The sequence below is a fragment of the Actinophytocola sp. genome, assembly GCF_009379765.1.
In the GTDB taxonomy this organism is placed as follows: Bacteria; Actinomycetota; Actinomycetes; order Mycobacteriales; family Pseudonocardiaceae; genus Actinophytocola.
On sequence record NZ_WHTD01000081.1, the window covers coordinates 1 to 18301 of the forward strand.

The 18301-nt window shown below is 68.2% G+C and carries 21 protein-coding genes; 15 read left to right on the plus strand and 6 right to left on the minus strand.

Annotation, left to right across the window (positions count from 1 at the left end):
* Positions 1 to 306: 306 nt before the first annotated feature.
* Genes GEV28_RS23500 through GEV28_RS23510 form a run of 3 tightly spaced genes read right to left on the minus strand, consistent with a single transcriptional unit; the run spans position 307 to position 2142 of the window.
* On the minus strand, positions 307 to 1176 hold the full coding sequence (locus GEV28_RS23500) for a helix-turn-helix transcriptional regulator (RefSeq protein ID WP_291414287.1): 870 nt from the start codon (positions 1174 to 1176) through the stop codon (positions 307 to 309).
* Positions 1157 to 1675, minus strand: coding sequence for a DUF6879 family protein (locus GEV28_RS23505; protein ID WP_291414288.1), 519 nt, complete (start codon positions 1673 to 1675; stop codon positions 1157 to 1159). The genes GEV28_RS23500 and GEV28_RS23505 overlap by 20 nt, the downstream gene beginning before the upstream one ends.
* A 2-nt stretch (positions 1676 to 1677) precedes the next feature.
* A complete protein-coding gene (locus GEV28_RS23510; RefSeq protein WP_291414289.1) occupies positions 1678 to 2142 on the minus strand; it encodes a hypothetical protein in 465 nt (154 codons plus the stop codon).
* Between the two features lie 391 nt (positions 2143 to 2533).
* Between GEV28_RS23510 and GEV28_RS23515 the strand changes: the two genes are divergently transcribed.
* The 3 genes from GEV28_RS23515 to GEV28_RS23525 are packed head-to-tail and all read left to right on the plus strand — an operon-like array spanning position 2534 to position 3471.
* Entirely contained in the window at positions 2534 to 2884 is a 351-nt protein-coding gene (locus tag GEV28_RS23515; RefSeq protein ID WP_291414290.1) for a hypothetical protein, read from the plus strand.
* A gap of 14 nt (positions 2885 to 2898) precedes the next feature.
* On the plus strand, positions 2899 to 3036 hold the full coding sequence (locus tag GEV28_RS23520; RefSeq protein WP_291414291.1) for a hypothetical protein: 138 nt from the start codon (positions 2899 to 2901) through the stop codon (positions 3034 to 3036).
* A gap of 57 nt (positions 3037 to 3093) precedes the next feature.
* The gene (locus GEV28_RS23525) at positions 3094 to 3471 is read left to right on the plus strand and encodes a hypothetical protein (RefSeq protein ID WP_291414292.1); all 378 of its coding nucleotides are present in this window, start codon (positions 3094 to 3096) and stop codon (positions 3469 to 3471) included.
* 292 nt (positions 3472 to 3763) lie between these two features.
* Here the strand turns inward: GEV28_RS23525 and GEV28_RS23530 are convergent, their stop codons facing one another.
* The gene (locus GEV28_RS23530; protein WP_291414293.1) at positions 3764 to 3916 is read right to left on the minus strand and encodes a hypothetical protein; all 153 of its coding nucleotides are present in this window, start codon (positions 3914 to 3916) and stop codon (positions 3764 to 3766) included.
* A gap of 28 nt (positions 3917 to 3944) precedes the next feature.
* Here GEV28_RS23530 and GEV28_RS23535 point away from each other — a divergent pair, with 28 nt between their 5' ends.
* Complete coding sequence (locus GEV28_RS23535) at positions 3945 to 4136, plus strand: hypothetical protein (protein ID WP_291414294.1); 192 nt, start codon at positions 3945 to 3947, stop codon at positions 4134 to 4136.
* Between the two features lie 65 nt (positions 4137 to 4201).
* On the opposite strand, the gene GEV28_RS23540 is transcribed toward GEV28_RS23535, so the two are convergent.
* On the minus strand, positions 4202 to 4600 hold the full coding sequence (locus tag GEV28_RS23540) for a tetratricopeptide repeat protein (RefSeq protein WP_291414295.1): 399 nt from the start codon (positions 4598 to 4600) through the stop codon (positions 4202 to 4204).
* Between the two features lie 138 nt (positions 4601 to 4738).
* On the opposite strand from GEV28_RS23540, the gene eno reads away from it, so the two are divergent.
* From eno to GEV28_RS23560, 4 genes are all read left to right on the plus strand, one after another.
* On the plus strand, positions 4739 to 6025 hold the full coding sequence (eno, locus tag GEV28_RS23545; protein WP_291414296.1) for a phosphopyruvate hydratase: 1287 nt from the start codon (positions 4739 to 4741) through the stop codon (positions 6023 to 6025).
* Positions 6026 to 6583, plus strand: a complete 558-nt coding sequence (locus tag GEV28_RS23550; RefSeq protein WP_367115166.1) for a septum formation initiator family protein — start codon at positions 6026 to 6028, stop codon at positions 6581 to 6583. It begins immediately after the preceding gene.
* A complete protein-coding gene (locus GEV28_RS23555) occupies positions 6580 to 7065 on the plus strand; it encodes a DUF501 domain-containing protein (RefSeq protein WP_291414297.1) in 486 nt (161 codons plus the stop codon). The genes GEV28_RS23550 and GEV28_RS23555 overlap by 4 nt, the downstream gene beginning before the upstream one ends.
* A 204-nt stretch (positions 7066 to 7269) precedes the next feature.
* Positions 7270 to 8448, plus strand: a complete 1179-nt coding sequence (locus GEV28_RS23560; protein WP_291414298.1) for a hypothetical protein — start codon at positions 7270 to 7272, stop codon at positions 8446 to 8448.
* A gap of 74 nt (positions 8449 to 8522) precedes the next feature.
* Here the strand turns inward: GEV28_RS23560 and GEV28_RS23565 are convergent, their stop codons facing one another.
* Positions 8523 to 9293 (minus strand): SDR family oxidoreductase, encoded by a 771-nt coding sequence (locus GEV28_RS23565; protein WP_291414299.1) that lies wholly within the window; start codon positions 9291 to 9293, stop codon positions 8523 to 8525.
* Between the two features lie 83 nt (positions 9294 to 9376).
* On the opposite strand from GEV28_RS23565, the gene GEV28_RS23570 reads away from it, so the two are divergent.
* The 7 genes from GEV28_RS23570 (at position 9377) to GEV28_RS23600 (ending at position 17959) form a co-directional block, all read left to right on the plus strand.
* A complete protein-coding gene (locus GEV28_RS23570) occupies positions 9377 to 10330 on the plus strand; it encodes a Ppx/GppA phosphatase family protein (RefSeq protein ID WP_291414300.1) in 954 nt (317 codons plus the stop codon).
* A gap of 171 nt (positions 10331 to 10501) precedes the next feature.
* A complete protein-coding gene (locus GEV28_RS23575; RefSeq protein ID WP_291414301.1) occupies positions 10502 to 12154 on the plus strand; it encodes an ABC transporter substrate-binding protein in 1653 nt (550 codons plus the stop codon).
* Positions 12155 to 12235: 81 nt separating this feature from the next.
* Complete coding sequence (locus tag GEV28_RS23580; protein WP_291414302.1) at positions 12236 to 13162, plus strand: ABC transporter permease; 927 nt, start codon at positions 12236 to 12238, stop codon at positions 13160 to 13162.
* Positions 13155 to 14117 carry an ABC transporter permease gene (locus GEV28_RS23585; RefSeq protein ID WP_291414303.1) on the plus strand — a complete coding sequence of 321 codons (963 nt, stop codon included), beginning with the start codon at positions 13155 to 13157 and terminating at the stop codon, positions 14115 to 14117. The genes GEV28_RS23580 and GEV28_RS23585 overlap by 8 nt, the downstream gene beginning before the upstream one ends.
* Positions 14118 to 14173: 56 nt before the next feature.
* The gene (locus GEV28_RS23590) at positions 14174 to 15163 is read left to right on the plus strand and encodes an ABC transporter ATP-binding protein (protein ID WP_291414304.1); all 990 of its coding nucleotides are present in this window, start codon (positions 14174 to 14176) and stop codon (positions 15161 to 15163) included.
* Entirely contained in the window at positions 15156 to 16196 is a 1041-nt protein-coding gene (locus tag GEV28_RS23595; RefSeq protein ID WP_291414305.1) for an ABC transporter ATP-binding protein, read from the plus strand. Before GEV28_RS23590 ends, GEV28_RS23595 begins: the two co-directional genes overlap by 8 nt.
* A 59-nt stretch (positions 16197 to 16255) precedes the next feature.
* On the plus strand, positions 16256 to 17959 hold the full coding sequence (locus GEV28_RS23600) for a S8 family serine peptidase (RefSeq protein ID WP_291414327.1): 1704 nt from the start codon (positions 16256 to 16258) through the stop codon (positions 17957 to 17959).
* The last annotated feature ends 342 nt before the right edge of the window (positions 17960 to 18301 follow it).

The following is an 18301-nucleotide window of genomic DNA, read 5'->3' on the forward strand; positions in this document are numbered from 1 at the left end:
CCTGGCAACACGCCTGGCACGGCGCATTCACCGCCACCCACCGCGCACCACCAGTCCTGGCAGCCTGACCCTGACCACCCCGCCCGCAAAGGCCCGACCGGAGACGCCAAGTGAACAAGCTGGACGCGAGGCCAGCAGATATCACGCGCCCACGACCGAGCACATCCGATTGAAGATCAACTACACCGCTAGAAATGATCACTCAAATTCGTGCGGTGGATCCAGGCTCAGCGCCATTATCGGATGCCCCCCAGTCCAGTGATCTGGTTGCTTGAACCTACGGGCCTCAGCAAGACCCTTTTGAGGTTAGCCACCGTTGCTCCTGTCGTCTGTGAGGTTATCTATGGCACGGGTGATCAAAGCTCGTGCCTGGCCGCCGTAAACCGCCGATTGTCTAAGGTGTTCGAACATTTCAACATATAGGCGGATCTCGTTGGGCTGGACTATCTCCAGCTTGGCCGTAGGCGTCTCAACCCCTACCATTGTTTCGTCGTAGATCCAGAAAGGGACCTGCGTAAATGTCCTGCGTGGTGCAGCCTGGGGGATAATCCCGAGATTAACTCGCGGTAACGACATTATGGCGAGAAGGCGGTCTAGTTGACCGGCCATAATTTCAGGACTTCCAACCTGCACGCGGATCGCATTTTCTTCCAAGACAACACCGAATCGGCGATTACCGGAGTAGATGATGTTCTGTCGTTCCATGCGCGCTTGAAGCGCCGCGTCGAGGTCATTGGGGACGTCGAGGAAGTCTATGAAGTAGCGCAGGACGACGGAGGAATATTCGGCAGTTTGGAACAGTCCGGGTATGGCGCTGTGCTCATAGATTCGGAAGAGCGTCGTCCGTTCGTAGAGCGGCACCGGGGTCAGCATAAGGCGCTTCATGCCGGCCCGAGTGTGGCGCCGCCATTCGACGTACATGGATTCGATGGCGCGAGCCGTAGCGATGAGGTCGGGAATTTCAGATTCAGCGCTACAGGCTCGGCACCACGCCTTGATGTTGTCCTCGGAGGGAGCTTGACTGCCGTTCTCTATACGGCTGACCTTCGTGTAGTGGCAGCCGACACTGACCGCCAAGGATCGCCCCGTGAGACCTGCGGCCTTGCGGATCTCACGGAGACGAATCCCCAGCGCTTCCCGAGCCTGCTTGGCCGGGCTAGTCGGGTTTGTATTCACCGTCGGGAATCGACAGTTCCCACGCCGCGTCGAACGCGTGCCGGCACAACTCGACGATAGTAGGATCGGTGACCTTCTGGCGGCCAACGATCGACCCGCTACCCGCGAAGATCAGGAAGATAACCACCTGGTCGTCGAATAGCCAAAAGTCGTTCCCCGGTAGCGCCACCGTGGATACCCGACTGCGCGGTATCCAGCGGATATCCTCGCCTGCCTCAACGAATAGGTGGGAATCCTTGAGTACCCATTTCTGATAGTCGGAGACAGGTTCGGAGACAATGCGTGCTCGCCGGATAACCTTGCCGGCTTCGGTAGCGGCACGTACCCGGTCGAACCAGGGTTGAAGCCAATCGGTGTCGTCCGGTTCGCCGGCCTCCCATTTGGCCAGATGCAGTAACTCGGCGGCCGTGCCGTAGGAGTCCCGCATTTCCAGGTGAAGCGCTTGTCGCTGGAACGAATTGATGAGGTCGGTGAGTTCTTCGTAGGTGATACTGTCCAAATTCAGCTCCCAACAAGAGCGGCAACGGCTGACCGGGAAACCTCCACGCAGGTCTCGTGATCAGGAATACTCATCCGACTCAGCGCCTCCTGGTCGGTAACGTTCTTTCCCCGGACAATGTAGTTACCGTTGTCGGCCACGTGGACGATGGGTGGAATCATGTTCATGACCTCGCCGGCAAGCCCGTCCTTTGCCAGGTGCACCATGAGCTTTGGCGGCACCTCAACGATCGTCTCGTCATCCGCCACCGTGATCATGGTCAGGATCTCCGGATCGGTGACGATCCATCCCTGCACGATGTACGATTCACGGTCGGTGGCATACAAGGTCGGGGACTGATCGGGCACGGATTCCTTGCCGAGGAACGTAAGACGCATCGCTACTCCCTTGTCAAAGCCGTTGCGGCTTGTTGCAGCTACCTCAGAGTCCGCCAGCCCAACCGTCTGCGTCAATAGGTTGTGCTCCATCGGTCCTAGTGATCTTAAGAGACCCTGGCAGAAGCCAAATGATCTTGTCGCGCGGCACTCCCTGGACGAGTTGCTGCAACTTTCCGCAACATCGTGGCGGCTCATGTGCTCCGCTACGTACGGTCGCCCCGTGACCTGTTCTGAGTACAGGACGACAAGCCATCGGTGAGCGACCAGCCCAAAGCTCGTGCGTTCACCGGTCCCCACGACAACCCGCACGAACACGGGAAGGCCACAGTGCACCGACGATTGCCCACCCTGGTCAGCAAAGGACGACCCCGAGAGGATCCCGAACCGGTGGCCGCACATCCGGCGGTTCCTGCGGGTCGACGATTCGACCGGCCGGGTGGATGACGACTTCCGTCGCTGGTCGTGGCATGTCGAGGATCGGTTGAGTCCGGTTGAGCGGGCGGCGGCCTACGAGGAGTGGGCCGACTTCTACGAGTGGTGCCTGGAGCAACGGGCCGCCGAGTTGGCCGGCGATCGGGTCAAGCGTCACCTCGTGGCGGAATGGACCGACAGCATGACCTACTGCTGTCGACGGTCCGCAGCGTGGGCGCGGGGCGAGGACCCCGGCGAGTGGGTTCCCCAGTCACAGCGGCGCCCGGATCTCCACGCGGAACACCTAGCGATCGTTGCCGAGATCATCGCGGAGTTGGACGCGCGCCGTGATCCGGCCGGGTGCGTCCGCAAGGTGGGGCAGCCGCCAGAGCCGAAGCGCGAACTCGTGTTGACCTCGTGATCGGTGGTGACGTGATGGCCGTCCTGGAAGCCGTGCTGATCTCCATCGGACTCACCTGCATTGCCGTCCTGTTGGTGATCGGCGCCGTCGCGCTGGTGCGGGACCGGCGCGCTGAGCGCGTCGACAGGGCACGTCTCGCCGAGATCGTTTGATCAGGTCAAGCGCCACATGCGGGCGGAACAGGGCGAGGAATGGACACCACGGCAAACGTGACCGAGTGGGACGCGCTGATAGAGACCGCCGGTAGGCGCTGCTACCTGTGGCACATGTTCCGAATGGACCGACACGGCCCGGAATTGTTGGCCGGCGTCTACCAGTGGCGCGACTGCGCGGACGTGGTGGTGCTGTTCGACGACCAGCACGCGCACGCCTACCGGATACCCACCGACGAGAACACCGACGTGTTCACCCCGACGCATGTGTACTGGTGGTACGGCGCCAATCCGGTGTGGACTATGCGGGCGCTGTTGACCCTGCCGGCACCCGGTCATCCGGACGCGCCCGACACGCTCACTCCGGCGCCACCAGGTACAGGGATACCGGGCGACCGGATGCCGGTACGGATGCGCCGTCGCGGCTGGCGCTGATGGGGCTGTTCCGGGACAAGCCGGCGAAGGCGCGGCGCGACGCTCAGCGGGACATGGAGCAAGAGGGTTGGTCCACAAAATGCCCGCACAGCAACAAAGGATCGTCATACCAGGGTGACGGCAAGGGCGGTGAGAACTGCAAGACGTGGTGTTCGGACTGCGGGAAGACGCTCCGCACCTGGTACAACGCGCCGAAGAGATGACGTGCCGACCATGCGGACCGGTCACTAGCCCGCGTCCGATGTGGATCGGTCCGACCAGAGACGGACTCTGGCCGGACCGGTGACCTTGCTCAGTCAGACGTGCTGTTCAGCGAATCCAGGAAGTCGCGGGCGGCGTCGGTTCCCGCGTGCCGGTAGGCGAGCAGTGCGCGGGCGGCCTGGCTGTAGGTCGTGCCGCGTGCGTCCTGGTCGCCCCATCCGACGTAGCCGGCCGGCAACACCACCGGGTTCCACCAGCTTCGCCACCACTACGTGTCCACGCTGGTGGATGGCGGCGCCAGCATCCTGGACGTGCGGGACATGGTGGGCCACAAGTCCATCATCACCACCACCGAGCAGGTGTACGGGCATCTGTTCGAACACTCCCACGACAAGATCCGCGCCATCCTGGACGGCACCCGTGACACTGGCGTGTACCCGGTGCGTACCCAGACGGCCGGCTAAGGGTGTCTGGGCAGGTCAGGGGCTATGCCGCTCGCATATGATGGACTCGCGAGGTCTCCGGGGGGTCAGCGGCGGTCGTTGCGGTCGTTCTCCACGGCCAGGCGGGCGCTCGCCTCGCCGAGGGCTTCCTGGTACTCGGGCAGCGGGTGCATCGCCACGGCCAGGCGGAACTGGGTCTGGGCCTCGGTCAGCCGGCTCTGCCGTTGCAGTGCCTTGCCCAGCGCGAACCGCGCGTAGTGGTCGGTGGGGTCGAGCTCGAGCACCCGCAGGAAAGCCTTCTCCGCGCGGCGCAGCTGAGCCGAGCCGAGGTAGGCGCGGCCGGCGAGCAGATGAACACTGGACGAGTCCGGCTCGGCGTCGAGGACCGGTCCGAGGGCCGCCAGGGCGTCAAGGGGCCGGCGTTGCGCCACCAACGACTCCGCGCGGCGGAACGCCTCGAACGTGTCCTGCCCGTCCTCAGCCATGGTTGCGTTCAACGCTACCCAATGACGCGCTGTTCCATAACCTCGTTCGCGCGTGCCTCCACCAGGCGACAAATCCGCCCCGCTACGCTCGTTGGTGAGAATGCCGAGAGTCCCCGAAGCCGGTTGAGGAGCACGATCGTGGCGGTTATCGAACAGGTTGGCGCACGCGAGATCCTGGACTCGCGTGGTAACCCCACCGTCGAGGTGGAGGTCGCCCTGGACGACGGCACGCTGGCCCGTGCCGCGGTGCCTTCCGGCGCGTCGACCGGCGAGCACGAGGCCGTCGAGCTGCGGGACAAGGACACCGGCCGCTACAACGGCAAGGGCGTCGAGAAGGCGGTCACCGCGGTCCTCGACGAGATCGGGCCGGAGCTCACCGGCACCGACGCCGTCGACCAGCGGATCGTCGACCAGAAGCTCGTCGACCTCGACGGCACGCCGGACAAGTCGCGGCTGGGTGCCAACGCCATCCTCGGCGTCTCGCTCGCCGTCGCCAAGGCCGGCGCCGAGTCCAGCGGGCTCGAGCTCTTCCGCTACGTCGGCGGGCCCAACGCGCACGTGCTGCCGGTGCCGATGCTCAACATCCTCAACGGCGGCGCGCACGCCGACACCGACGTGGACATCCAGGAGTTCATGATCGCGCCGATCGGCGCCGAGTCCTACCGCGAGGCGCTGCGCTGGGGCGTGGAGGTCTACCACTCGCTCAAGTCGGTGCTCAAGGGCCGCGGCCTCGCCACCGGCCTCGGCGACGAGGGCGGCTTCGCGCCGAACCTGTCGAGCAACCGGGACGCCCTGGACCTCATCGTCACCGCGATCGAGAAGGCCGGCTACACGCTGGGCCGCGACATCGCGCTCGCGCTGGACGTGGCCGCGACCGAGTTCTTCTCCGACGGCGCGTACGTGTTCGAGGGCAGCAAGCGCAGCGCCGAGCAGATGATCGCCTACTACGCCGAGCTGCTCGACTCCTACCAGATGGTGTCCATCGAGGACCCGCTGGCCGAGGACGACTGGGACGGCTGGGTGCGGCTCACCGACGAGATCGGCGAGCGGGTGCAGTTGGTCGGCGACGACCTGTTCGTCACCAACCCGGACCGGCTCGAGGAAGGCATCGCCCGCCGCGCCGCCAACGCGCTGCTGGTCAAGGTCAACCAGATCGGCACCCTGTCCGAGACGCTGGACGCGGTCGCGCTCGCGACCTCCTACGGCTACCGCAGCATGATGAGCCACCGCTCCGGCGAGACCGAGGACACCACGATCGCCGACCTCGCCGTGGCCACCGGCGTCGGGCAGATCAAGTCCGGTGCGCCGGCCCGCGGTGAGCGCACCGCCAAGTACAACCAGCTCCTGCGCATCGAGGAGATCCTCGGCGACGCCGCCCGCTACGCCGGCGACCTGGCCTTCCCCCGGTTCACCCCGGAGTCCTAAGTGCCCGGCCGCGAGTCCGACCGTGGGCGGCGCGACACCGGAGCCACCGATGCCCGCGCCGGCCGTTCCACGCGCCGGCCGCAGGGTGCCCGCCGGACCCGGCCGGGCGACGGTCGCCCCGGCCGGCCGGTCAGCCCCGACCGGGACCAGGACCGGGGTCGCGGCCGCACGGTCCGCGCGGCCGCCGCGTTCGGGCTGTCCACCACGCGGCGGGCCGCGGTGCTCGCGATCGTGGTGTGCGCGCTCGCGCTGTCCGTGGCCGTCCCGCTGCGGACCTACCTGTCCCAGCGCGACGAGGTCGAGATCCAGGAGCAGCGGCAGGCGGAGTTACGGGACCAGGTCGAGGCCCTCGAACAGCGCAAGGCCGAGCTCGAGGACCCGGCCCAGGTGGAGGCCGAGGCCCGGCGGCGGTTGCGCTACGTGATGCCGGGCGAGACCCCGTACATGGTCGAGCTGCCCGGCGACGCGCAGGGCCGGGGCGGCGACGAGGAGGAGGAGCGGCGCGTGCTGGACGAGTCCTGGTACCTGGAGCTGTGGAAATCGGTGTCCGGCGAATGAGCCTCGGGCCCGTGTCCGACGCCGACCGGGCGACGGTCGGCGCGCAGCTCGGCCGGCCGCCGCGCGCCGTCCGCGCCGTCGCCGCCCGCTGCCCGAGCGGCCACCCGGCGGTGGTGCAGACCAGCCCGCGCCTGGATGACGGCACGCCGTTCCCGACCCTGTACTACCTGACCTGCCCTCGGCTGACGTCGCTGGTCAGCACGCTCGAGGCCAGCGGGCTGATGAAGGAGATGACCGCACGCCTCGCGACCGACGAGGACCTCGCGGCCGCGTACCTGGCCGCGCACCGCTCCTACCTCGCCGAGCGGGACGCCATCGAGCCGCTCGGCACCGGCGTCAGCGCCGGCGGGATGCCGGGCCGGGTCAAGTGCCTGCACGTCCACGTCGCGCACGCACTTGCCGCCGGTCCGGGCGCGAACCCGTTCGGCGACGAGACATTGCTCCGTTTGGCCGACAGCTGGCCATCTGGCAACTGCGAATAAGAGGTCACCGGATGTTCCCGAAAGGGCAACCCCGGGGACAGCGAATTCCGTCAGTCATGCGAAGAGGATCAACTTGACTCGTCATTGACCTCTTTCTTGTGATGATGGTTCGTGAGACGGTGGCAGGCGGCGTACGGACTGCGACCGACAGCGATCCGATGGTGGGTCGGTTGTCGCTCAGGTCAGTGAAGGGACTCGGTGCAGGTGAGTGCGGCGGAGAGCAGTAGATCGACCGGCAATGATGAGCGCCGGGCGAAGCGGCGACGTCGCAAGGCCGCGGCGGCCACGGGCACGATGTTGCTGGTCGCGGCGGCGGTGGCCGGTGAGCCGATCCAGGCCGCCTCGGCCGCGCAAGCGGCGGGCGGCGTCGGCGGTGGTCTGTACGGCCTGACCGACCCCGACTCGGTGAGCGCGAACGGCGAGGTCGGCGACGAGGACAAGATCGGTGACGAGGTCCTCGCGAGCGCCGACAACATCGACCGGCTGCGCCAGCTCAGTGACCCCGGCGACCTTCCCACCGGCCCGACGATGATCCCCGGCCCGATGTACGACGCGTACCTCAACGCCGCCTCGATCCTCGCCGCCGAGCAGCCCAACTGCCACCTCCACTGGTCGCTGCTCGCCAGCATCGGCCGGATCGAGTCCAACCACGCGCGCGGCGGCCGGGTCGACGGCGCCGGCAACACGACCCCCAACATCCTGGGCCCGGTCCTCAACGGCGGCGGCTTCGCGGCGATCCGGGACACCGACGGCGGCCGGCTCGACGGTGACGCCCGCTGGGACCGCGCGGTCGGCGCGATGCAGTTCATCCCGTCCACCTGGCGCGGGTACGTCTCCGACGGCAACAACGACGGGCTCTCGAGCCCGCACAACGTGTTCGACGCGACGGTGGCGGCCGGCAAGTACCTGTGCTCGGGCGGCCTGGACCTGGCCGACGCCAAGGACCGCGCGACGGCCGTTTTCCGCTACAACCACTCCGACTCCTACGTCAGCACGGTGCTGATCTGGGCCGAGGCGTACGCCAAGGGCATGACCGTGATCCCGCAGACGCCGGTGCCCAACCCGGCGCAGCTCGCCGCCCTGGGCCCGAAGCCCGTCGTGACGCCACCGGCCGCCAAGCCGGCCACCAACCCGAAGCCGGGCACGACGACGACCACGACCACGACCGTCACGCCGACCGGCACCACGACGACCACGACGACGACCACGACGCCGTGCGACCCCACGGAAGAACCGACGGAGACCACGACCACGACGGAAGAGCCGACCACTACGACGACCGAGGAGACCTCGGCGACGGAGACCACGTCGGAGACCACCACCACGACCGAGGAGTCCTCGGAGTCGGAGACGACGACCACCACGACGACCACGCCCTGCTGACGGCGCTCGCCGAACCCGCGAGCCCCCGGTTCGGAGTGTTGGACTCGCGGGTTCGGAGTGTTGGACTCGCGAGGTCAGGCGGTCTTCAGCATGCCGCCGTCGATCACGAGGTCCGCGCCGGTGATGTTGGCCGCGTGCGGGCCGGCCAGGAACGCGATCAGGCCGGCCACCTCGTCGGGTTCGCTGACCCGGCCGGTCGTGATCGACATCGCCTCGGGCAGGACCCGGTTCATCACCTCGTCGACGGCGACGCCGGGCGCGATCACCGAGGCGAAGGCGCCGGGGTCGGTCCACATCGGGGTCCGCACCGGGCCGGGCGACACCGTGTTGACCCGGATGCCCTGCGGCGCCAGCTCCTCCGAGAGCGCCGTCCCCAGGTTGGTCAGCGCCGCCTTCGCCGCCGAGTACGGCGCGATCATCCCCGCTGGTAGGCGGGCGTTCAGCGAGCTGACGTTCACGATCGAGGCGCCATCGCGGCCCAGCATCGCCGGCACCGCGGCGCGCGTGGTGCGCACCGCGGCGAAGAACGTCAGGTCGAAGATCCGTTGCCACTGCTCGTCGGAGAAGGCGCCGATCGAGGGCGCGGGCTCGCTGCGCGCGACGTTGTTCACGAGCAGGTCGATCCCGCCGTGTGCCTCGACCGCGGCGGCCACGAGCGAGGCGGGCCCGCCGGCGACCGAGAGGTCGACGGGCACGGCGAGCACGCCCGTCGGCAAGACCGGCGTGGTTCGCGAGCCGACCACCACCCGCGCCCCCTCCGCGGCCAGCAGCGTGGCGGTGGCCAGGCCGATTCCCTTGCTGCCGCCGGTGATCACGGCGATCTTGTCCTTCAGGTTGAGATCCATGCGGCCAACGCTGGCCGAGCCGGCCGGCCGGCGCTGGCGGGATCGGGACGCCGCGTTCGGTGCGACCGCATAGGCTCGACGCCATGCCGAGGTTTGCCGCGATCGACTGTGGGACGAACTCCATCCGCCTCCTGGTGGCCGACGTCACCGTGCACGACGACGGCACCGCCCACCTCCGCGACGTGCACCGCGAGATGCGGATCGTCCGCCTGGGCGAGGGTGTCGACGCGACCGGGCGCCTCGGCGTCGCCGCGCTCGCGCGCACCCGGGACGCGCTCGCCGACTACACGATGATCTGCCGGCGCAAGGGCGCCGAGCGCGTCCGCATGGTCGCCACCTCCGCCACCCGCGACGCGCGCAACCGCGACGAGTTCTTCGACATGACCCGCGCCGTGCTCGGGGTCGAGGCCGAGGTGATCTCCGGCGACGAGGAGGCCCGGCTGTCCTTCACCGGCGCGGTGGGCGATCTCGAGCCCGAGGACGGCCCGTTCGTCGTCACCGACATCGGCGGCGGGTCGACCGAGGTGGTCGTCGGCACGTGGGACGGTGTGCGCGCGGAGATCATCGGCGCGCGCTCGGTCGACGTCGGCTGCGTCCGGATCACCGAGCGCTGCCTGCGCTCCGACCCGCCCACCGACGAGGAGATCGGCGCCGCCCGCGCATTGGCCGGCGACGTGCTCGCCGAGGCGTTCGCCGCGGTGCCGGTGGAGAAGGCCCGCACGTGGGTCGGCGTCGCCGGCACGATCACCACGCTTTCCGCTGTGGCGCAAGGGCTTCCGGCCTACGACGCCGAGCGCACCCACCTGTCCCGGCTGTCCGGCGCGGAGATAGACCGAACGGCACAGCGACTCCTCGGCGCCACGCACGACGAGCGCGCGGCGATCGGCTCCATCCATCCGGGACGGGTGGACGTCATCGGCGCGGGCGTGCTGATCACCCAGGTGCTCGCGGAGACGTTCGCGCACACGGCCGGCATCACGGAGTTGCTGGTCAGCGAGCACGACATTCTCGACGGCATCGCGCTGTCGCTCGGCTGAGGCCGCCAAACGGGCTGGTACCGGACAAAGATTCTGCGCCGAATCGGGCAAAAGTACGTCATTGTGACGACTTCGTGACGCCGGTAAGGGGGGTTTGCCGCATCCACCCGGTTAACGTCGCCTCACATTCCGGGAGCACCTGCGCCCGCGAAGGACTGGGAGGAGGACGGGATGCGTAGACCGCGCTGGATGGCCGTGGTGGTAATGCCCTTCACGATCGCCCTCGTCGTCAGCGGCTGCGGCGGCGGTGGCGACGACTCGGGCGAGGAGGGTGGCGGCGGCGATCCGGAGAAGAACGAGAACACCGAGATCTCCGTCTTCGGCAGCGAGCCGGAACGCCCGCTGGTCCCCGGGGATACCAGTGAGACCGGCGGCGGCAAGATCGTCGACGCGCTGTGGACCGGCCTGATGGACTACGACCCGGTGTCCGGCGAGCCGCGGCTGGCCAACGCCGAGTCGTTCGAGCTGACCGCGCCGGACGAGTACACGGTGACGCTCAAGAAGGACTGGACCTTCCACGACGGCACGCCGGTGAAGGCGAAGAACTACGTCGACGCGTGGAACTACACCGCCTACAGCCCCAACGGTCAGCAGCACGCCAGCTTCTTCGCCCAGATCGAGGGCTTCGACAAGGTCTTCACCGTCGACCCGGACGGCGACGGCCCGAAGCCGCCGCCGACGCCGCCGGAGAAGGAGCTGTCCGGCCTGACCGTGGTGGACGACTGGACGTTCACCATCAAGTTCACCGAGCCGCACGCGATCTTCAAGATCAAGACCGGCTACGCCGCCTACATGCCGCTGCCGGACGCCTTCTTCACGGACAAGGAGGCCTTCCTGGAGCACCCGATTGGCAACGGTGGCTTCGAGTACGTCGCCCGGGTTCCCCAGCAGGAGCTGCAGATCGTCCGCTACGAGGACTACAAGGGCGCGGACAAGCCGAAGATCCGGCAGGTGAAGTTCCGCTTCGTGGACGCGGACGCGGCCTACGTCGAGATCAAGGGCAACAAGATCGACTTCATGGACACCCTGCCGCCGCAGGCGATCGCCGGAAACGTCTGGGAGGCCGACCTCCCTGGCCGCGCCGATGTCGCCCCGGTGCTGGCGAACCAGACGCTCGCGTTCCCGCTCTACGACCCGAAGTACCAGAACGTCGACTTCCGGCACGCGGTCTCCATGGCGATCGACCGCCAGGAGGTCATCGACGCGATCTTCGAGGGCAACCGCGAGCCGATCGCCGGCTACGGCGCGCCGAAGCTGCCCGGCTGGGAGGACGGCGCCTGCGGCAAGTGGTGCGAGTTCAACCCGGAGGAGGCCAAACGGCTGTTCGAGGAGTCCGGCTGGACCGGGCCGATCGAGATCACCAGCAACTCCGACAACGGGCACAAGGAGTGGATCGAGGCGGTCTGCGGGCAGCTCACCAACAACCTCGGCGTCGACTGCACGTTCGTCCCGGTGGCGGCGTTCAGCGAGATCCGGGAGGCCATCAACGCGCGGGAGATGAACCAGATCTACCGTGCCGGCTGGCTCGCCGACTACGCGCTGGTGGAGAACTTCCTCAACCCGCTGTACCGCACGGGTGGCTCGTCCAACGACAACGGCTACTCCAACCCCGAGGTCGACGCGAAGCTCGCCACGGCCGACAGTGCCGCGACCGAGGAAGAGGCGTTCGCGCTCTACCACGAGGCGGAGGAGATGATCGCCGAGGACATGCCCGCCGTGCCGCTGTGGAACACGCCGTCCATCTACGCGTGGTCCGACCGGGTGACCAACGTGCGGCTGACCCCGAAGCGCGAGCTCGACCTCTCCTACGTCGAGGCCAAGTAGTCGCCTGACAACCGGTGACCGGCCGGCCCGCGATGTCCCCTGCGGGCCGGCCGTCACCTGTGACTCCCGGGGGTTTGCGAAATGGGCCGGTATGTCCTGCGCCGCCTGCTCCAGCTGGTTCCGGTGTTCGTCGGCACCACGTTCCTGATCTACCTGCTCGTGTGGTCGATCCCGGGCAACCCGTTCGCCGGCATGTGCGGCGAGCGTCCGTGCCCGGACTCGTTCATCGCGGCGATGACCGACAAGTACAACCTCAACGACAACATCGTCGTCCAGTACTTCAAGTACATGGGCAACCTCCTCACCGGCGACTTCGGCGAGACGTTCTCCGGTCTCGACGTCGGCGAGCTGATCGGCCTGCGCTACCCCGTGTCCGTGCGGCTCGCGCTCGTGGCGGTGGCCATCGAGGCCGTCATCGGTCTCGTCGCCGGCATCCTCACCGGGCTGCGCGGCCGGGGCTTCCTCGACAACCTGGTGCTGGTCTCGACGCTGTTCCTGATCGCCATCCCGACCTTCGTCACCGGCTTCGTGATCCAGATCCTGCTCGGCTTCCAATGGGAGATCATGACGCCGACGGTGTCGTCGGAGGCCACCTGGGGTGAGCTGATCATCCCGGGCTTCGTGCTCGGCAGCCTGTCCATGGCCTACGTGTCGAGGCTGACCAGGACCTCGATCGCGGAGAACAAGCACTCCGACTACATCCGCACCGCGCTCGCGAAGGGACAGCCGCAGCGGCGGATCGTGTGGGTGCACATGCTGCGCAACTCGGTGATCCCGGTGCTCACGTTCCTCGGCACCGACATCGGTGGCCTCATGGGCGGGGCCATCGTCACCGAGGGCATCTTCAGCATCAACGGCGTCGGCCAGCTCGTCTACGACGGCATCCTGTCCAAGGAGGGCGTGGTGGTGACCGGCGTGGTCGTGCTGCTGGTGATCGTCTTCCTGGTGGTGAACCTGATCGTCGACCTGCTCTACGCCGTACTCGACCCGAGGATCCGCTATGACTGACCCGACGGCGGCGGTGACGGGCGCCGCGACCCGGACCGCAGAGTCCTATGTGGAAGGTGCGGAACACGCCACGCCGACCGAGCAGGGCAAGTCGCGCAGCCTCTGGTCGGACGCGTGGCGCGACCTGCGCCGCCGGCCGCTGTTCGTCATCGCCGGCGTGGTGATCCTCCTGCTGGTGGTCGTCGCGATCTTCCCGTCGCTGTTCACCTCGGCCGACCCGAACCTGAAGAACCTGACGCTGTCCAGGGACACTCCCTCCGGCGACGCCTGGTTCGGCTACGACCTGCAGGGCCGGGACATCTACGCGCGGGTCGTCTACGGCACCCGGTGGTCGTTGCTGGTCGGGGTCGCGGCGGCGCTGCTGACCGTGCTCATCGGTGGCGTGCTCGGCATCCTCGCCGGGTTCTACGGCGGCTGGCTCGACGGCCTGCTGTCGCGGCTCGGCGAGGTCTTCTTCGGCCTGCCGTTCATCCTCGGCGCGATCGTGATCCTGAGCGTGTTCCGCAACGCCGGGGTGACCGGCGCGGTGCCGATCGTCGGCGTGGTGGTGCTCTCGCTCGGCGTGCTGTCCTGGCCGGTCGCGATGCGGATCATGCGGTCCGCGGCCATCGCGGCCAAGCAACAGGACTACGTCAAGGCCGCGCGGGCGCTCGGTGCTCGGCCGGCCCGGATCATCTTCAAGCACCTGCTGCCCAACTGCCTCGCGCCGGTGCTGGTGTACGCCACGATCGCGCTCGGCGCGTTCATCGGCGCCGAGGCCACCCTGTCGTTCCTCGGCATCGGCCTGCGCGACCCGGCCGTGTCGTGGGGCGTGATGATCTCCGACTCGCGCAACTACGTGCGGGTCGCACCACACATGTTGCTGTTCCCCGCCGGATTCCTGACCGTGACCGTGCTCGCCTTCGTGATGCTGGGCGACGCGGTGCGGGAGGCACTGGACCCGAAGCTGAGGTGAGGATGTCCGACGTAGCCGTGGATTTCGGTCCGGGTTTCGATGGAGGCGCCGGGGCCGTGCCCGAACCGCTGTTGCTCGAGGTGGACGACCTGTTCGTCGAGTTCCACACCCGCGACGGGGTGGCCAACGTGCTCAACGGGGTCTCCTATCACGTCGACGCGGGCGAGACGCTGGCCGTGCTCGGCGAGTCCGGGTCCGGCAAGAGCGTCACCGCGCAGGCGGTCATGGGCATCCTCGACACGCCGCCCGCGGTGGTCACCGGCGGGCAGGTCCGCTTCCGCGGCGAGAACCTCCTTTCGGCCACCGCCGAGCGGCGCACCGAGGTCCGCGCCGAGGGCATCGCGATGGTCTTCCAGGACGCGCTGTCCGCGTTGAACCCGGTGTTCACCGTGGGCTTCCAGATCGAGGAGCAGCTGCGGGTGCGGCTGGGCATGACCCGCAAGGAGGCCCGGGTTCGGGCGGTCGAGCTGCTCGACATCGTGCGGATCCCGAACGCCAGGCGGCGGGTGCGGCAGTACCCGCACGAGTTCTCCGGCGGCATGCGCCAGCGAGCGATGATCGCGATGTCGCTGGCGCTGGACCCCGATGTGCTGATCGCCGACGAGCCGACCACCGCGCTCGACGTCACCGTGCAGGCCCAGATCATGGACCTGCTCGCGGAGATCCAGGCCGAGCGGCGGATGGGGCTGATCCTCATCACCCACGACCTGGGGGTGGTCGCCGAGGTGGCCGACCGGATCGCGGTGATGTACGCGGGCCGGATCGTGGAGCACGCCGACGCGGTGTCGCTCTACCGGATGCCGGGGCACCCCTACACCGCCGCGCTGATGGAGTCACTGCCCCGGTTGGACCTCAAGGGCACCCAGCTGAACACGATCAAGGGCCTGCCGCCGAGTTTGCTCTCGATTCCGCCCGGTTGCCCCTTCCATCCGAGGTGTCCGAAGGCGCAGGATCTCTGCCGGGTGGACGTGCCAGAGGACCACCGCCTCGGGCTCGGCCGGACGAGCAAGTGCCATTTCGCGGAGGAGCTGGTGCAGCGTGTCTGAGCAGACGCTCCCCGACCCGGCTCCCGCCGAGCCCGCCCGCGAGCCCATCCTCGAGGTCCGCGACCTGGTCAAGCACTTCCCGGTGCGGGTCGGCGTGCTGTTCAAGCACACGATCGGCCAGGTGCGGGCGGTCGACGGCGTCTCCTTCGACCTCTACCGGGGCGAGACGCTCGGGGTGGTCGGCGAGTCCGGCTGCGGCAAGTCGACCCTCGCCCAGGTGCTGATGCGCCTCGAGCCGCCCACCAGCGGCAACGCGAGCTACGAGGGACGGGACATCTTCCGGATGCGCGGCTCGGAGCTGCGGAAGCTGCGCCGGAGCATCCAGATCGTGCTGCAGGACCCGTACACGTCGCTCAACCCGCGCATGACGGTGGGCGACATCATCGGCGAGCCGTTTGAAATTCACCCGGAAGTGGCGCCGAAAGGGTCACGGGCGGCCAAGGTTCGCGAGCTCCTGGACGTGGTCGGGCTCAACCCGGAGCACCTCAACCGCTACCCCCACCAGTTCTCCGGCGGGCAGCGCCAGCGCATCGGGATCGCCCGCGCGCTGGCCCTGCGCCCGGACGTCATCATCTGCGACGAGCCGGTGTCCGCACTGGACGTCTCGATCCAGGCGCAGGTGATGAACCTGTTGGGAGAGCTGCAGTCCGAGTTCGGTCTGTCCTATGTGTTCATCGCGCACGACCTGTCCGTGGTGCGCCACCTTTCCGACCGCGTCGCGGTGATGTACCTCGGCAAGATCGTCGAGGTCGGCAGCGAGGAACAGATCTACTCACACCCCATGCATCCCTACACCCAGGCGTTGCTGTCGGCGGTTCCGGTGGCCGATCCCACCGTGCGCGGACAGCGACAGGTCATCCGCCTGGAGGGTGACGTGCCGAGCCCGGTCGATCCGCCGTCCGGGTGTCGGTTCCGCACCAGGTGTTGGAAGGCGCAGGAGATCTGCGCCGAGGAGGAACCCGAGCTGGTCGTGCGCGGTGGGGGGCATCCCAGCGCGTGCCACTTCGCTGAGGAAAGATCAGTCGTGCCCTGACAAAGGGCGGTCGGGGCGGTGTTAGTCGAGCGAGGAGGAACTGCGTGAAACGCAAGACAATGCTGGCATTGCTGGCCGCACCGGTGTTCGCCGCGGTAACGGTCGTGTCGATGCCCGTTGCCGCCGCGCAGCCGGACCTGTCCGGCAAGACGGTCGAGTACAGCGTGCTCGCCCGGGACGGCGTCGCCGTCGGCAAGGCGGAGGCCGCGATCAAGGCCGCGGGCGGCAAGGTCGTCCGCAGCAACGCAGCCGTGGGGCTGGTCACCGCGACCGCCCCGGAGAACGGCTTCACCCAGCGGCTCGCCGGCTCCGGTGCCGTGCTGCTGACCAGCCGCAGCAGGGTCATCGGCGAGACGCCGGACCGCAGCGCCGACAAGCGCGTGGCGAAGGAGGCCAAGGAGCAGGGTGCCAAGGCCGCGGACCGGGCCAAGGCCAAGCCCAAGGCCGGGATGGACCCGCTGGACGGCCAGCTGTGGGGCCTCACCGCGGTCCGCTCGAACCTGTCGCGCACCGTCCAGCCGGGTGACAAGCGGGTGAAGGTCGGCGTGCTCGACACCGGTGTGGACGGCAGCCACCCGGACATCGCGCCGAACTTCGACGCGGCGCTGTCGCGCAACTTCACCCATGACATCCCCACGGACGAGACCGGCGCCGTCGTCGACGGACCGTGCGAGTTCCGTGGCTGCGTCGACCCGGCGAACTGGGACGACGGCGGGCACGGCACGCACGTCGCCGGCACCATCGCCGCGGCCGCCAACGGCTTCGGCGTCTCCGGCGTCGCGCCGAACGTGTCGATCGTGAACATCCGCGGCGGCCAGGACTCCGGGTTCTTCTTCCTGCAGCCGGTCGTCGACGCGCTCACCTATGCCGGTGACGCGGGCATCGACGTGGTGAACATGTCCTTCTTCGTCGACCCGTGGCGCTACAACTGCCTGGACAACCCGGCCGACACGGCCGAGCAGCAGGCCCAGCAGCGCACCGTGATCACCGCGATCAACCGCGCGATGAACTACGCGCACCGCAAGGGTGTCACCCAGATCGTGTCGCTCGGCAACGGGCACGAGGACACCGGTGCGCCGCAGCCGGACACCAGCAGCCCCAACTTCCCGGCCGGCAGCACGCACGACCGCGTGATCGACAACGCCACCTGCACGTCGATGCCGGTGGACGGTGCGCACGCGATCACCGTCTCCGCCTATGGTCCCTCGCAGGCGAAGGCCGACTACTCGAGCTACGGCACCGAGCTGACGTCGGTGTCCGCGCCGGGCGGCTACTTCCGCGACTTCTTCGGCACGCCGTGGTTCCGCACCAACGAGAACCAGATCCTCTCGACGTACCCCAAGAACGTGGGGGTCGCCGAGGGCGCCATCGACGCCGACGGCAACGTGACGCCGGACGGTGCGGCGTTCGGGGTGCAGAAGGCGTGCAAGGCCAACGGGGTCTGCGGGTACTACCAGTTCCTGCAGGGCACCTCGATGGCCTCGCCGCACGCGTCCGGCGTCTCCGCGCTGATCGTCAGCGAGTACGGCAAGTACCGGGGCAACAAGGTCACGATGAAGCCGGACAAGGTGCGCGCCGTGCTCGAGGGCACCGCGTTCGCGATCCCGTGCCCGGTGCCGCGGACCGTCGACTACCTCGACGAGGGTCGCGACGACACCTTCACCGCGACGTGTGAGGGTGGTCTGGAGTACAACGGCTTCTACGGCAACGGATCCGTGGACGCTTGGGCGGCCGTCACGCAGGGCGGCCGGTACGCACACTAGTTTCCATCCCTGACAGGAGCGCCCCGGGCCGGCCGGCCCGGGGCACTCCCTTGTGCACACTGTGGACAGTCACCGTGGACAGTCACCGTGGACAATGCGCACCGGGGTCAGCCGGCCTTGGTCCAACCGCGGGCGGTATCGCCCTCGTCGCTCGGACCCGACGAGGCGCGGAGGCCGCCCCGTACCCGCTCGCGACGCGATGTGTGCCGGTGCTCAGGTACCTACTTGCAGCCCCCGCAGCAGCCGCAGCCGGGCCCCGAACAGTTCGTGCATCCGCACCCGCAGCCACGCATGGTTACCTCCTACCGTTCGGAACACTCCGTGCGGGTGACATTACTCGCG